Origin of the sequence: Staphylococcus sp. AtHG25 (assembly GCF_003217445.1) — a bacterium.
Classification (GTDB): domain Bacteria; phylum Bacillota; class Bacilli; order Staphylococcales; family Staphylococcaceae; genus Staphylococcus; species Staphylococcus haemolyticus.
This window is the reverse complement of the sequence record NZ_QJSN01000011.1, coordinates 18,376-33,680: the sequence shown is the minus strand read 5'-3', so window position 1 is coordinate 33,680 and position 15,305 is coordinate 18,376. Positions and strand designations below refer to the sequence as shown.

The window sequence follows — 15,305 nt, the reverse complement described above, 5'->3', positions numbered from 1 at the left end:
GGGATTCCTATGCAATGTCCAAATTGTGGAAATGCTATCGAACCTAACGATTTATTTTGTGGAGAGTGTGGCCATAAAATAGATAGACAGTCTCAGACTATTAATTCTGCTGAAAAAGATATCTCTAATGCTGAAGCTAATGGTAGACGACACGATTCAACTGGATCATTAGGTGAAGGTAACGAAACGACATCAAATCAAAGTGATCATTTATCAAGAACAAACGAATCGAAACAGGATAAACATCCTAATGAAGAAGGTAAAGTGCGAGATCATCAGCATGTACCTGAACATACTACATCGACACAACAACATCAAATGCATCAACCTCAATCAAATCAGCACCAACAACCTCACAACAATGCATCACATACATATCACAATCAACCACAATACGATCAGTCATATTCAAACCATCAACAACCACAACAAACAAGCCAATTTAGTGACCATGCAAAAGAAGTGACAGAAGAAAGTAAAGGTTTCTTTAAAAGTGCTTTCGCTTCACCTGATCAAGTACTAAAAAGCCAACAAGCATTTAGTTTTAAATTGTTATTTTCTTTAATCATTGTCGGTTTATTAGTCGTAGCACTGTTACTTGCTATTGTAATTCCTTCATCAGTTGGAATGTTTGAAACACCGAAAAGCCAAATTATCTTTTCTGTTGTTTTAGGTATCATTTTATTCCTAGCAGTGATAGTGGGAGCAACATATGGTATTACACGCTTAGTAGTTAGACAGCCAATTACATTTAAAAAAGTATTGTCAGATTTTGTACTTATTAATAGTGTTTCAGTCGCAGTACTATTGATTGCACTTATTTTAATGTTCGCTAATTCTTTTAGCTTTGGTGGCGCATTATTTATACTATCCATTTTATTAATCGTTGTTTCAGGTGTTTACATGATTGCCAAATATAGTGCAAATCATCATACTCGCTTTTCAAGTTTTTACGGTGTGATTATTTACATTATTGTGTTCTTCTTATTTGTGACTATTTTCGGTGAATCTTTATTTAACCAAATCTTTGGAAACTTAATCAGTGAGTTCAATAATCTATTTGATGGGAGTTCGATTTACTAATGAAATATTGTAGTAATTGCGGTCAACCTCTTCGCGAAGGTGTGAAGGTATGTACAAATTGTGGGAAACCCGTTCAGCAATCTAAAACAAATCACTCTAACACACAGCAAGATCATCACAACCAAAGTCGACAAGATAAGCATGAGCAACATCAATATCAAGGGTATAATAACCATAATCAAAACGGTTATACCGACAGACATGATCAACAACCACGTAAAGGCGATAATAAAAAGACTTGGATTATTATTGCAGTTATAGCTATATTGCTAATTGCTTTGATCGTTGCATTTTCAGTATTAAAAAATCAATTTTCTCCAGAAAAGCAAGCATCTAATATTGCACAAGCAATCAAGAAAGATGACGAAAAGTCATTAGCCAAAGAAGTTACAACTCAAAATGACCAAAAATTAAGCAAACAAGAAGCACGCGCATATTTAAACTACATCAAAACAGAAGATGACTTAAATAATGTCGGTAGTAACGTAGAACAAAGCGCGAAAGAAATTAAAGATAATCGTTATAATAATTTATCTGTAGATGCTAATGGAAATAGTGTGTTAAATATTTCAAAGGTTGGCAAGAAATTCCTATTTTTTGATAATTATTCATTCAATGTTCCACAAAAATCAGTGAGCATTTATCCAAGTAGTAGTGGAGATATTACTTACGAATATAATGGTAAAAAGCGTACGACAACGGTTACGGAAGATGACGAAAAAACGTTAGGTACGTTCCCAATCGGTGATTACAATTTAAAAGCAACAAAAGACATCGATGGTAAGAAATTCAAAGGTGCGTTAATGATTAACATGAGTGATGATGCTACTGCTTATGAATCATTTAAACAAAAACGTTTCACAGTCAGCGTTGATGGCGGCTATATGTTAAACAATGTGAAAATATACGCGAATGATAAAGAAATCGGAAGTGAATCATCTTCTGAAACATTTGGACCATATGACCCTGATGAAGAAGTAACCGTTTATGCACAAGGTACTTATGAAGGTAAAACGTTCAAATCAGATTCTGTTAATGTGACTAGTTTTGGGGAAGACGATGATGACGTAACAGATGTCACAGTTACGTTTGATGATGATGAGATTGATAAGTATATCGATGACAAAATGGATGCTGAGTCTGATAGTGATAGCGATGATTCAGATTCAAGTTCAGGCGAAGTGACACGTGATAACGTCATTGATAAAGTAGAATCATACGAAGGTCATACGTTAGATACGGATACTTACACATACAAAGAACCAGAAAAAACAGATGATGGTAAATGGGGCTTCTCATTTACTGACAAAGACGGAGATTTAGCCGGATCATATACCGTTGACACTGACGATGGTTATGTAACTGAATACGATGAAGATGGTGAAGAAGTCGGTTCTGGTTATTAATAAATGAATAGTTATTATCATAATGAGGTTGAGCGATTGAATTTAATTGCTCAGCCTTAATTTTTAAGGATTTTTGAAGCATAATAATTTATGAGCTTTTATATTAATTAAATCAATTTATGTTACTATATATTTAATTTACCGAATAATTTGAAAATTTAAACTGGAGGCGATAGATATGATGTTTGGTTATCAAGTGAATGAACATGTGACGTTGAAGATATTAGAAGAACGTGAAGCGGAGCAACTTTTCAAATTAGTTGATGCGAATCGGGATTATTTAGGTGAGTTCTTGCCATTTGTAGAATATACAACGGAAGTTACACACAGTAAGAAGTTTATTCAGTCGGCACTAGAACAGTTCACTCGTGGTGATGGATTTCCATATCCACTTTAGTAGCGGTTTTTCTTTGAGATTTATTAATAATTAAATACATAGGCGGGATAGTTATGATTTTTGGTTACCAAGTAGATAAAGGTGTTAAATTAAAGATATTAGAAGAACGAGAAGCAGAACAGTTATTTAAATTAGTAGATAGCAATCGTAACTACTTAGCAGAATTTCTACCTTTTGTCGAACATACAAAGAAGGTGGAAGATAGTAAACACTTTATCCATTCAGCGTTGCAACAATTTATCGATGGTAATGGATTTCATTGTGGAATATGGAGTAATAAAGAACTGATTGGGGTCATAGGATTGCACTATTTAGACTTAGTTAATAAAACAACTTCGATTGGTTATTATTTAGCTGAAGACTTTCAAAAGAAAGGTATTATGACTAAATGCACTAAAGCTTTAATTCGTTATGTATATGAAGAATATGATATTAATCGTATTGAAATACGAATGTCTACCAAAAATAAGAAAAGTCGAGCTATACCTATAAGACTGGGATTTACACAAGAAGGCGTATTGAGAAGCGATGAGTGTTTATTAGGGGTATTCTCAGATAGTTATGTGTATAGTCTGCTCAGAGAAGAATATTACAAATAATTAATCATCTAAATTTTTCGTTTGTCAAAATAAATGATTTCTTTATAGTGTGAAATCATAAAGTTGTGCTAAACTCAAGTTGGCAAATAAATAAGGGGAGTGTTATATTGTGAAATTTTGTCCAGAGTGTGGGTTTAAGTGGTTCTGTTGCAAAGTTGAATTTATAGTATAATTTTAATAAAAAGGAGTCTTCTGTATGAACTATTTCAGATATAAACAATTCAGTAAAGATGTTATCACTGTAGCCGTTGGCTACTAACTAAGATATGCATTGAGTTATCGTGATATATCTGAAATATTAAGGGAACGTGGTGTAAACGTTCATCATTCAACGGTTTACCGTTGGGTTCAAGAATATGCCCAATTTTGTATCAGATTTGGAAAAAAAAGCATAAAAAAGCCTATTATAAGTGGCGTATTGATGAGACATACATCAAAATAAAAGGAAAATGGAGCTATTTATATCGTGCCATTGATGCAGAGGGACATACATTAGATATTTGGTTGCGTAAGCAACGAGATAATCATGCAGCATATGCGTTTATCAAACGTCTCATTAAACAATTTGGTAAGCCTCAAAAGGTGATTACAGATCAGGCACCTTCGACGAAGGTAGCAATGGCTAAAGTAATTAAAGTGTTTAAACTGAATCCCGACTGTCATTGTACATCGAAATATCTGAATAACCTCATTGAGCAAGATCACCGTCATATTAAAGTAAGAAAGACAAGAGATAAAAGTATCAATACGGCAAAGAATACTTTAAAAGGTATTGAATGTATTTACGGTCTATATAAAAAGAACCGGAGGTCTCTTCAGATCTACGGATTTTTGCCATGCCATGAAATTAGCATCATGCTAACAAGTTAACACAAAGTATTATTTTAAAATTGAGATTAGACATTTATTTTTCAACTTTGCAACAGAACCAATATTCTTATGCATTGGACTGAAGGGTGTAATATGATATTTTATTGTAGACTCTTTACAATTATTACAAGACCACTTTTAATTGTCTGAAGACTCTTTTTTTATTGATTTCATAGGATTCAGTCGACGTCGAGACTCTTAAGAGTCTTAATTTTTTAACCAAAGACTCTTAAGACTCCTACTCTTAGTATTAATATCAAAAAATAAAATCACTCAAAAGTAAGCTAAGCAATTCATTCATTTGTCTTATTTTTTGAATTTGAAGAAATATTTTTTGATCAATATCGAATTCAATATTGATCATATTATTTGCTTTTAAGTTCAAAGAAAAAAAGGAAAAAATAAAACAATTTCTATACTTTTCTATGCTCAACTTTGCAACAGAACCTTACAGAATATGTATCTATTCCATAAAAGAATAGTTCTTATTAAAAATAAGTATTTTAATTTCTGTATGTTTTGTATTACCCTAATATTTGTACTTAAAAGAAGGGAGTCAATTATGAATACAAAAGAGTCAAAAACAGTTGTTGTTATTGGTGCTGGTGTTTTAAGCACAACTTTTAGTTCTATGCTTAAAGAGTTAGAACCAAGCTGGAATATAAAACTATATGAACGTTTGGATCGTCCTGGTATCGAAAGCTCAAATGAGCGTCATAATGCTGGAACTGGTCATGCTGCTTTATGTGAATTGAACTATACAGTGAAACAACCTGATGGATCAATTGATATAGAAAAGGCAAAAGAAATTAATGAACAGTTTGAGATTTCAAAACAATTTTGGGGTCATTTAGTTAAAAATAATAGTATTTCCAACCCTAAAGAATTTATTCAACCATTACCTCACATTAGTTTTGTTAGAGGTAAAAATAACGTTCAATTCTTAAAGGATCGTTATCATGCTATGAAGGATTTTCCAATGTTCGACAATATTGAATATACAGAAGATATTGAAGAGATGAGAAAATGGGTTCCATTAATGATGGAGGGTCATAGCTCAAGTGATATTATGGCTGCTAGTAAGATTAACGAAGGTACAGATGTTAACTTTGGAGAGCTTACTCGTAAAATGGCTAAAAATATTGAACAACATCCTAATGCCAATGTCCAATATAATCATGAAGTAATAGACTTTAACCATCGAAAAGATGGTAAATGGGAAGTTAAAGTGCGTCAACGTAACAGCGGTGATGTTCAAACTGAACTTGCTGATTATGTATTTATTGGTGCTGGTGGTGGTGCTATTCCACTATTACAAAAAACCGGAATTCCAGAAAGTAAACATTTGGGCGGATTCCCTATTACAGGACAATTTTTAATTTGTACTAACCCAGACATTATAGCCCAACACGATGCCAAAGTTTACGGTAAAGAACCACCTGGCACACCACCTATGACAGTACCTCACTTGGATACTCGATATATTGATGGTGAACGTACATTATTATTTGGTCCATTCGCTAGTGTGGGTCCTAAGTTCTTAAAAAATGGTTCTAATCTTGATTTATTTAAATCAGTCAAACCATATAATATTACAACATTGTTATCTGCTGCTGCTAAAAACCTACCTTTAATCAAATATTCATTTGATCAAATATTAATGACTAAAGAAGGTTGTATGAATCATTTACGTACATTTTATCCAGAAGCACGTGATGAAGATTGGCAGTTATACACTGCAGGCAAACGTGTACAAGTGATTAAAGATACTCCCGAATACGGTAAAGGATTTATTCAGTTTGGTACAGAAGTTGTTAATTCTGAAGATCATTCGGTAATAGCTTTATTAGGAGAGTCTCCAGGAGCATCAACTTCAGTATCTGTAGCTTTAGAAGTACTTGAGAAAAACTTCCCTGAATATGAATCTGAATGGACACCTAAAATACAAAAAATGATTCCATCTTATGGTAAATCACTCATTAATGATACTGCGTTAATGAAAAAAATCCGTCAACAGACATCAAAAGATTTAGAATTAAATTACTATCAAAACAATAAATAGACTACAATACAATGCTAAAAAAGGAATGTTAAACGTGAAAAAATTATTAATAGTAACAATTATTAGTACTATTGGTTTTTGTGCACTCAAACGTTACCAAAAACATGTAAACCAAGTACCAAACATAGAATATTAGAGTCAAAATATTTATAAAAATTTTGACGTATATTAGTTTTATAAACCCAAATTCAATTTTTATTGATATTAAAAAGAGGTCTCATATATGAGATCTCTTTTTTCATTGATAGAGTTTTTGGATTCTGTAAGTATAGTAATATAAGAAATCAAGCAGTTTTAAAACACTACATAAGATGACTTATCAGAAGTTATATGTAACTCACCCATTACGGATGATACAATATAAAGGTCGCCTATCTCTCAGGCGTCAATCTAGACGTAGAGAGGAGGTGTAATTATGCTTGATAACTTTGTTCACATCATGACCACAGCAGCGAATGGTTGTATCGTCGCATTATTTGCGCATTGGCTACGCAATCGCAACGATAAGAAAAAATAGGCGACTATAGTCACACCTAAAAATCCCTTCACTACTTCCGATAGTGAGGGGATTGGTGCATTATGCTTAATAACTTTGTTAAGTAGATTATAACACTGGTTAGTAGAGGAATGCAAAGTGATATGTACGATATTAGTTACAATGCGTCATTCTAATATTTTTGACGCTAATTGCCAATAATTTAAAGGATAAATTATGAATGTTATATATTGAGAGTTTATCCTTTTTTAAATATATTGTCATTAGAACATGCATTAAATTTAGAATAAATAATACAAAGATCAAAATTCATGAAATCAAATTGTTGATAACTTCATTAAGCTTCGTATCAATATACTTATTTTTATGTATGACTAAATAGAAATGGCGTGTGATGCCTAAGTTTGTTACTTCTAGCTTTTCTAAATCATAAGGGGTTAATGTCGATTTAGAAACAATAGAAAAGCCTTTATCAGCATGAACCATATTTTTAATTAGATTTGTGTTATTAATTTCTACTAAATAAGAGGATGAAGTCATTTGTGATAACGCATTTTCTTGATAGACTCTTGTACCTGATCCGCGTTCTCTGATAAAGCATATTGATTTATTTGAAGATGATGATTTTTTACGAATTAATACTATTTCATCTTGAGCAATACGTCTACTGTGTATAATATTACTTTGAACCTCTTTTTCGATTATACCTAAATCGATAGTGTTATTCTTAATATGTTGTAATACTGTATCAGAATTATTTAAATACACATGAATGTATAATTCAGGATATTTTTTGGCTAAATCAGTAAGATGTTGTGACAATCGATATTCGCCATAAGTGTAACTACTCCCTACCCTCACATCTCCCGAAATTGTATCAGGTTGCATTTTCAAATCGTGTCTTAAGGTTTGTTCTAAACGCTCACGTTGTAAAGCATATTGAAATAGTTTCTCCCCATCGCTTGTTAAAGACATTTTAGAATGTCTAAATTCGAAAATTTTTACATCGTATTCCAGTTCTAATCGTTTAATATCGCGACTTATTGATGGCTGTGAAGTATATAAATTTTCTGCAGCTTTAGTAAAACTTTGCGTTTTAACTACTTCAGTTAGAACTTTTAATGAATCCATTAACTAGGTCTCCTGACATTTGAATACCTCTATTATAACAAAAATGTTATGAGTAATATACTCAATATTTATTTCACGTTATAACTATGCGATGATAAGCTTTTGATAAAGGAGGAGTTAAAAAGTGAAATCCTTAAAAAACAAAGCCTTTATTTATGGTTTATTATTCACATTTATCATCGCAGTTATAAGTTTGTTAGGCTCAAAGTTACCATTTTTAGATAAGATAGGTGCTTTAACAATTGCTATACTGATTGCGATTCTATATAGACATTTTAAGGGTTACCCTGAAGCATATCGTTCAGGAATCGCATTTTCATCTAAACGGTTACTGAAATTAGCTATTATATTATATGGATTAAAGCTAAATATTTATGATGTAATTGGAAAAGGTAGCGATTTGTTATTAATCGATATTGGAGTCATCCTTTTTAGTATCGGATTAATGTTATTACTAAATAAATATATTAAAGGAGATAAAAACCTCATCCTATTATTAGGTATTGGCACTGGGGTGTGTGGTGCGGCAGCTATTGCAGCAGTATCTCCAATATTAAAATCTAGAGAAAAAGATTCTGCGATTAGTATTGGTATTGTCGCACTTATTGGCACTATATTTTCACTTGCATATACTGTAATATATTCTGTTTTTACAATATCTCCTGAAGTATTTGGGGTCTGGTCAGGTACAAGTTTACATGAAATTGCACATGTAATTCTTGCTTCGGGCTTCTCAGGCCAAGAGGCTTTGAGTATGGGTCTGTTAGGAAAACTGGGACGTGTTTTTTTATTAATACCTCTGAGTATTATTTTAATTTTAATTATGAGAAAAAAATCGGATAGTGAGACTGAAAAAAAACGTATTGATGTACCTTACTTTTTACTTGGCTTTGTCATGATGGCACTATTCCATACTTATGTATCCTTGTCACACATGGTTATGCAAATTATAGATAATATCACTACTATATGCTTATTGATGGCAATGGTTGCATTAGGGTTAAATGTTTCATTTAAAGACTTAAAAGATCGTGCTTTCAAACCATTAATAGTTGTCATTATTGTATCTATTTGTTTATCAACTGTGACATTTATTGTTGCTAAGTGCTTTTATGGTTAGACTATAAGTATACTAAAAAATTGATATAGATTCTCACAAACAAACACAACATATTGAAGGCATTCCATATACTACGGCTAAAAAAGATCAGGTTCTGTTGCAAAGTTAAAATTATATGCACATCTATACAAAACTATAAAAGCAAATATTGTTTTAACAGTAAAGAGTTTTGTTAGTATTAATTATTTTTCATTTTTTAGTATAAATATTACATGATTTTTAACTTTGCAACAGAACCGAAAATAATCTCTTCAATTTATTTTTATATGAATCCTTAGACTCAACGATTACAATATCTAAAGATTTCAGTTCATTATAGATAATACTCTTTTCATCATTTTTTATAGCAAATTGATTAAATAAATCTTCTAATTTCTCCTGTTTGATTTCACTACCAAAGATTATATTATCATTGATGTAGTCAATGAATAGTGACAAATTATCACTCATAACAGTTCCAACCCCTTTATTTTGATAGGTTAATTATCTTCATCATTATAGAATAAATTATTCCCAATAAATTTAATCTAACTTAAATATCGATAAATTAAAAAATAATAACTTTACTTAAATATTATTCATAATATATTAACAACTTTATTATACCGCTCTTTATATATAAAATCATTGATAATTAAAAAAACTTAAAATATTCAACTTTTTTGGATTATTCCACACTATCTTATCAATTATTTATCACTATAAGAATATAAAAACAAAATCTCTAAAGAATATATGAATTTTATTTTTATAACGTATTTACGAGTCTTTCAAGTTCAACTTTATTAATGTTGATACTTTTTAAATTAACATTTGCTAAATTAGGGCTAATCACTTGTTAAGACATATACTTCAATATGAGGACGTTTTCGTTAATGATAAATATAATTTCTTCATCAAACTGTTTCGGTCCATTATTTTCACTTATATTCATAGGAATTTTTTCTTTTCTTTTTCTAGACAATACACACAGTTTTCCTACGATATTTGTAATCCATTGATTTCTCTTTTGACAATAATTATAAAATCTTTCCTCTGATCTCTTAAATCTATTTTAAATTAAAGTATATTCTTAATTTTATTACCTTAACAAATCAATAAATTCGAATATATTGTACTTAAAGATTTATCAATTATAGATAAAGACTGGTCACTAAAAGATCTGCACATATTCCAACCTACTAATCAAATAAATCTCCCGCAATTCTTATATATAAATTATCAAGTTTATCTATCATTAATATAATAAGTTATATAATATAAAAAACTTATATTTTTATACATATATTGTGCTAACTCTAATTTTCTTCATAAAGCGGCTGAAAAAACCGCATCATTTATGATACGCTTCATCTTATCGTCACTTTTAAGATGATAAAATTTGAAGCGATTCAACTCTGTTTTATGTAACGATCCAATATAAGTATCATTTCAGCGTCTGATTTGTAATAATAAGTGATTGATAAATTGTTTTACTTCAATAAGCCTATTTAAAATAACAAGTTCAAGAGTAGACAAAGCACAATTAGCACAACAAGTACAAACAAATCCAGAATCATTAAATGCAGCGCCAGTACAAGACGGTGCTTACAACATTAACTTCAACTATGAAGGTTTAAACTATAACTTTGAATCTAATGGTGAATACTGGACTTGGAGCTATAGTCAAGGAGCAAACGCTTCAGCGCAACAAGTTGAACAACCACAACAAGAAACAACTACACAAGATTCTTCAAGCTCAAATGAATCAAGTGCAAGTGAAGGTTCATCAGTAAATGTTAACGCTCATTTACAAGCAATTGCACAACGTGAATCAGATGGCGACCTTAAAGCTGTAAACCCATCATCAGGTGCAGCAGGTAAACACCAATTCTTACAAAGCAATTGGGATTCAGTAGCACCAGCAGAATACAAAGGTGTTTCTCCAACAGAAGCGCCTGAAGCGGTACAAGACGCAGCAGCTGTAAATCTTTACAACACTGCAGGCGCTTCACAATGGGTAACTGCATAAATTAAAATTTGAAATTGTATATTTCAATATATTTAGCTCCAAAGTATTTAAAATACTTTGGAGTTTTTTTGTTTGGAAAAGATGAGTTAAAAATATTTAAAAAGATATAGATTATATATTAATTTACATAGAGTTTTAAAAAGAATATTAATGTTATATTAGCGTTATATATATATAGAAGTAACATCCATCAACTAAAGTGATAAATGGAGGTGCATTTATATTATGAATTCAATAATTATTAAGACAGGATCATTGTTACTAGCTTCTACACTGTTAATACCGTTTACTCATAAGGTAGATGCAGCAGCTAATCAATATGAAGTGAAAGTATATGTAGATAGTGAGAAAGTAATCAAGGATAATCGGCACATCGATCATAGTATATTGGAATCATTAGGTTCAGAAGATAAAGATAAAGACTTTAATGTACAATATATTGATGATAGCAAGCGAAGTAATTTTTCCAACCAAGTTACATATCGTATTCGTAAATCAGAAGAAAATAAAAAGCATGAACTGCAGTATAAAAAGCGTTATCCAATAGACTCAGGTAATGTAGACTCAGCTATTGAAAAAGCAAAAAAAGATGGTTTCACGGGTGATGCATATGAAGTAGAGTATGGTGAAAACAAGCAAACATTGAGTGTCACAAAAGAGGCTGACAAAAATTTGGGCATAAATAAGTTAGCATTACCAAATGCTAAAGAGAGTTTGGATTTATTGAAAGATCAAGCGTCGACACCATTTGATCGCTTATTAAAGCCAATCGATAAAGCAACAATTATAGGCCCGGTACATTTTGAAAGACACAAAGGTAATATTGATGGTCATAAAATAAAAATTGAAAATTGGGATATTGGTGAGCAAAATGTAGTGGAAGTTTCTGCAAAAGTTAATACTGAAGCAGACGCTAAAACAGTACAACAAGCAGTTGTTAACAAATTAGATGAACTTGGTATTCATGAAAAGGAAGATAAATTAAAAACGAATATGATTTTTGATAAATATTAAAAGTGCAAAAATGGAGGTACACAAAATAGTGTAGCCTCTATTTTTGTGAAATTACACTTTGTATACGAGAGAGACAAAATGTTGGATAAGGGGTGTCATATATCTATCTGAGCGATAAATTAAAGAAATATAGCGTGAAGCAGGGGGATTCGGCAAAGATTTTGCAATAATATTATCTTGGTATTGTATAGCGCTTTGGCTGATCAAGCTAAGAAATTTAGAATCACGAATGGTTTCAAGTATACTGCTTAAATTGTTGGACTGCATCTGTATTTGTAAATCTATAAAATTATCTCTTTGCCACTCATTAATGCTTTCACGTGTCGATCCACTACTATGTATTATAAAAGGATATTCCAATATTTCTGTTATAGATATGTCATTTTGTTTTGCTAGAGGATGACTTTTATCCATAGCTAACATAATGGGATTTTCAAATAAACGCTTTACGTTAATATCTGGCTCATTTAATCCTTTTTCAGATATAATGCCAATTTCCACATCTCTATTTTTTACTTTTTCAGTAATGACAGGTGCGGTTTCTACAGTGAGCGATAATTCTACATTAGGATAGTCATTCATATATTTGCGAAATGCATTTGGTAATAAACTGTATACTGGTGCATGGCTTGCACCAATTTTTAAAATACCCCTTGTTGATTGTTCGAAGTCTGTCATTAGTTCATTCGTTTCTTGGATTAGGTTAAGGACTTTATTTGCATTTCTATATAATAATTCTCCAGGTTGCGTTAATTTAAAATGTTTTCCTTTTTTATAATACAAATCAACACCATATGTACTATTTAGATTTTTGAGATGGAACGTTACAGTTGGTTGCGTAATATTAAGTTTTGCAGCTACAACATTTTCGTTTTGTTCCTCTATGAAATATTTAAAAATTATGAGTTGTTTGATATTCATATATGCCTCTTTGTATAGATTTTATTTATATATATAACTATTTTACATTAACTGTTTTAATCCCTTGTTAATATTATATTTAATGTTTATTAATATTTCTTCTATATAGTGAGATATGAGAGAGGTGAGGTTGTGGTTTTAGAAATTACAGAATTGAAAAAATCATTTAATAAAAAACTAGTGATTAAACATATTGATTTTACGGTAGAACAAGGAAAGTTCGTATCATTACTCGGTCAATCTGGTTGTGGTAAGACGACATTATTACGATTAATTGCTGGTTTAGAAACAGCAGATCAAGGTAGTATCCGTTTTGATGGAAAAACGTATGACTCAGGCAACGGTAAAAATTTTGTATCGCCTGCAGATCGTGACCTAGGGATGGTTTTCCAAGATTTTGCACTTTGGCCACATATGACAGTATTTCAAAATGTAGCTTATCCACTGAAAGTAAGAAAAGATACGAAAGATTTGAACCAAAGAGTAAAATTAGCATTAAAAGAAGTTCAACTTGAGGATCATATACATAAGTCAATTCATGAATTATCAGGAGGGCAACAACAACGCGTTTCGCTTGCAAGAGCAATTATTTCAGAATCTAAACTTATTTTAATGGATGAACCGTTATCGGCATTAGACGCTGGTTTGAGAGAGGATATGCAATTGCTCATACAACACCTTATCAAGACATATCATATGACAGCAATCTTTGTTACGCATGATCAACATGAAGCGATGACAATGTCTGATGAAATTGCAGTTATGAAAAATGGTGAAATTATTCAATTTGGCACTCCAGAAAATCTCTATCATCATCCTAAAAATAAAGATGTAGCACAGTTTATTGGAAAAGGCACATACGTTGAGGGACATATCAGTAAAAATAAATTTTATTGTAATCAAGGTCTAGTACTGCACAGTATCAATGGTTTGAATGATGGGAAATATGGATTATTGATACGTCCTGAAAATGTTCATGTTAGGGAAGAAGGTTTTGAAGCCAAGGTATTAACTGTGAGCTTTACTGGAGAACGCTACCAATATACAGCAGATGTAAATGATATGACTGTCATGTTTTATAGTCAACAGTTATATCATGTAGCTGAAACGATAAAGTTACAATTTGATACACCAGCAAATTATTTTATAAAAAATGGAGGAGACACTCATGATTAAATTTGGTAAATGGATTGCTATCGTCTTATCAATGGTTGTAATACTTACAGCATGTCAAAATAAATCAGAAGAATCAAATGAAGAAAGTAAATCAGAGGGAGGCAAGAAGAGTGATAAGCTTGTACTTTATGCTGCGGGACCTGATGATTTAGTGAATGATATGGTGAAAAAATTCGAAAAAGAGTCAGGTAAAAAAGTTCAAGTCTATCAAGGTACTACTGGTGAAATATTAGGTCGTTTAGAAGCGGAAAAAGATAATCCTAAGGCCGATGTCGTACAACTTGCTTCACTTCCTGCTGCATTGGATTATAAAAAGAAAGATTTAATCGAACCTTATAAAGTGAAAAATCATAAAAAACTTTATAAGGATTGGATTGATAAAGACGGTTATTATTATGGTTTTAGCGGTAGTGCGTTAGGTATGTCTTATAATACAAAAGCAGTGAAAAAAGCACCGAAAGATACGAAAGATTTAACTGATAAAAAATACAAAGATAAATTAGCGATTCCAGATCCATCTGAATCAGGCACGGCGCTAGATTTATTGTCAATTAAAGTTAATAACGAAGGTGATAAAGCCTGGGATGAATATAAAGCACTTAAAGATAATGGTATGCATATGGCAGGTGCGAACAAACCAGCATTACAATCTGTAATTAAAGGTGAGAATGATGTAGTATATGGCGGCGTAGACTATATGGTTTATAAAGCTAAAGCTAAGGGTGAGCCAGTAGATATTTCATATCCTGAGTCAGGAACAGCTATTTCTCCACGTCCAGCATTTATCTTGAAATCATCTGAACATAAAGAAGCGGCCAAAGCTTATATGGATTATGTAACGAGTAAAAAAGGTCAAAAAGAAGTGGATGATCATTATTTAATTCCTGCAGATAAGTCTCAAGAAAAAAATAAAGATAAAGCAAAACGTTCAGAAATTAAAGAATTTAAATATGACTGGAATACATTATCTGATGATAGTGAAAAAGTATTAAAAAAATTCACGGATATGATGAAGTAAT

At 31.4% G+C, this 15,305-nt stretch carries 14 protein-coding genes and 2 pseudogenes; 13 read left to right on the top strand and 3 right to left on the bottom strand.

The window, feature by feature from the left end; all coding sequences use genetic code 11:
* Window positions 1-9: 9 nt before the first annotated feature.
* The 8 genes and pseudogenes from BDW31_RS08855 (at window position 10) to BDW31_RS08815 (ending at window position 6,934) form a co-directional block, all read left to right on the top strand.
* The gene (locus BDW31_RS08855; RefSeq protein ID WP_053024865.1) at window positions 10-1,083 is read left to right on the top strand and encodes a zinc-ribbon domain-containing protein; all 1,074 of its coding nucleotides are present in this window, start codon (window positions 10-12) and stop codon (window positions 1,081-1,083) included.
* Entirely contained in the window at window positions 1,083-2,489 is a 1,407-nt protein-coding gene (locus BDW31_RS08850) for a zinc ribbon domain-containing protein (protein ID WP_053024864.1), read from the top strand. The genes BDW31_RS08855 and BDW31_RS08850 overlap by 1 nt, the downstream gene beginning before the upstream one ends.
* A 181-nt stretch (window positions 2,490-2,670) precedes the next feature.
* A pseudogene (locus BDW31_RS08845) lies at window positions 2,671-2,871 on the top strand (GNAT family N-acetyltransferase); the annotation flags it as partial.
* Between the two features lie 71 nt (window positions 2,872-2,942).
* Window positions 2,943-3,485, top strand: coding sequence for a GNAT family N-acetyltransferase (locus tag BDW31_RS08840; protein ID WP_110709571.1), 543 nt, complete (start codon window positions 2,943-2,945; stop codon window positions 3,483-3,485).
* Window positions 3,486-3,681: 196 nt separating this feature from the next.
* Window positions 3,682-4,355 (top strand): annotated as a pseudogene (locus tag BDW31_RS08835) (IS6 family transposase).
* Between the two features lie 562 nt (window positions 4,356-4,917).
* The gene (gene lqo, locus BDW31_RS08825) at window positions 4,918-6,417 is read left to right on the top strand and encodes an L-lactate dehydrogenase (quinone) (RefSeq protein ID WP_002451369.1); all 1,500 of its coding nucleotides are present in this window, start codon (window positions 4,918-4,920) and stop codon (window positions 6,415-6,417) included.
* A 25-nt stretch (window positions 6,418-6,442) separates the two neighbouring features.
* Window positions 6,443-6,553 (top strand): SE2200 family small protein, encoded by a 111-nt coding sequence (locus BDW31_RS12745; protein ID WP_276311767.1) that lies wholly within the window; start codon window positions 6,443-6,445, stop codon window positions 6,551-6,553.
* A gap of 279 nt (window positions 6,554-6,832) precedes the next feature.
* Window positions 6,833-6,934 carry a type I toxin-antitoxin system Fst family toxin gene (locus BDW31_RS08815; RefSeq protein WP_110709549.1) on the top strand — a complete coding sequence of 34 codons (102 nt, stop codon included), beginning with the start codon at window positions 6,833-6,835 and terminating at the stop codon, window positions 6,932-6,934.
* A 288-nt stretch (window positions 6,935-7,222) separates the two neighbouring features.
* Here BDW31_RS08815 and BDW31_RS08810 read toward each other — a convergent pair whose 3' ends face one another.
* Window positions 7,223-8,044 carry a LysR family transcriptional regulator gene (locus tag BDW31_RS08810; RefSeq protein WP_053024862.1) on the bottom strand — a complete coding sequence of 274 codons (822 nt, stop codon included), beginning with the start codon at window positions 8,042-8,044 and terminating at the stop codon, window positions 7,223-7,225.
* 124 nt (window positions 8,045-8,168) lie between these two features.
* Here BDW31_RS08810 and BDW31_RS08805 point away from each other — a divergent pair, with 124 nt between their 5' ends.
* Window positions 8,169-9,164: a YeiH family protein gene (locus BDW31_RS08805; protein ID WP_053024861.1), complete on the top strand. Its 996-nt coding sequence runs from the start codon at window positions 8,169-8,171 to the stop codon at window positions 9,162-9,164.
* Between the two features lie 219 nt (window positions 9,165-9,383).
* Here BDW31_RS08805 and BDW31_RS08800 read toward each other — a convergent pair whose 3' ends face one another.
* Entirely contained in the window at window positions 9,384-9,614 is a 231-nt protein-coding gene (locus BDW31_RS08800; RefSeq protein ID WP_110709547.1) for a hypothetical protein, read from the bottom strand.
* A gap of 1,009 nt (window positions 9,615-10,623) precedes the next feature.
* On the opposite strand from BDW31_RS08800, the gene BDW31_RS08785 reads away from it, so the two are divergent.
* Window positions 10,624-11,175 (top strand): transglycosylase family protein, encoded by a 552-nt coding sequence (locus BDW31_RS08785; RefSeq protein ID WP_110709545.1) that lies wholly within the window; start codon window positions 10,624-10,626, stop codon window positions 11,173-11,175.
* 225 nt (window positions 11,176-11,400) lie between these two features.
* Window positions 11,401-12,189, top strand: a complete 789-nt coding sequence (locus tag BDW31_RS08780) for a hypothetical protein (protein WP_053024854.1) — start codon at window positions 11,401-11,403, stop codon at window positions 12,187-12,189.
* A 51-nt stretch (window positions 12,190-12,240) separates the two neighbouring features.
* On the opposite strand, the gene BDW31_RS08775 is transcribed toward BDW31_RS08780, so the two are convergent.
* Window positions 12,241-13,110: a LysR family transcriptional regulator gene (locus tag BDW31_RS08775; RefSeq protein ID WP_110709543.1), complete on the bottom strand. Its 870-nt coding sequence runs from the start codon at window positions 13,108-13,110 to the stop codon at window positions 12,241-12,243.
* A gap of 132 nt (window positions 13,111-13,242) precedes the next feature.
* Between BDW31_RS08775 and BDW31_RS08770 the strand changes: the two genes are divergently transcribed.
* Together BDW31_RS08770 and BDW31_RS08765 are read left to right on the top strand one after the other, a co-directional pair.
* Window positions 13,243-14,286, top strand: a complete 1,044-nt coding sequence (locus tag BDW31_RS08770) for an ABC transporter ATP-binding protein (RefSeq protein WP_053024857.1) — start codon at window positions 13,243-13,245, stop codon at window positions 14,284-14,286.
* Window positions 14,279-15,304: an ABC transporter substrate-binding protein gene (locus BDW31_RS08765; RefSeq protein ID WP_053024858.1), complete on the top strand. Its 1,026-nt coding sequence runs from the start codon at window positions 14,279-14,281 to the stop codon at window positions 15,302-15,304. Before BDW31_RS08770 ends, BDW31_RS08765 begins: the two co-directional genes overlap by 8 nt.
* The last annotated feature ends 1 nt before the right edge of the window (window position 15,305 follow it).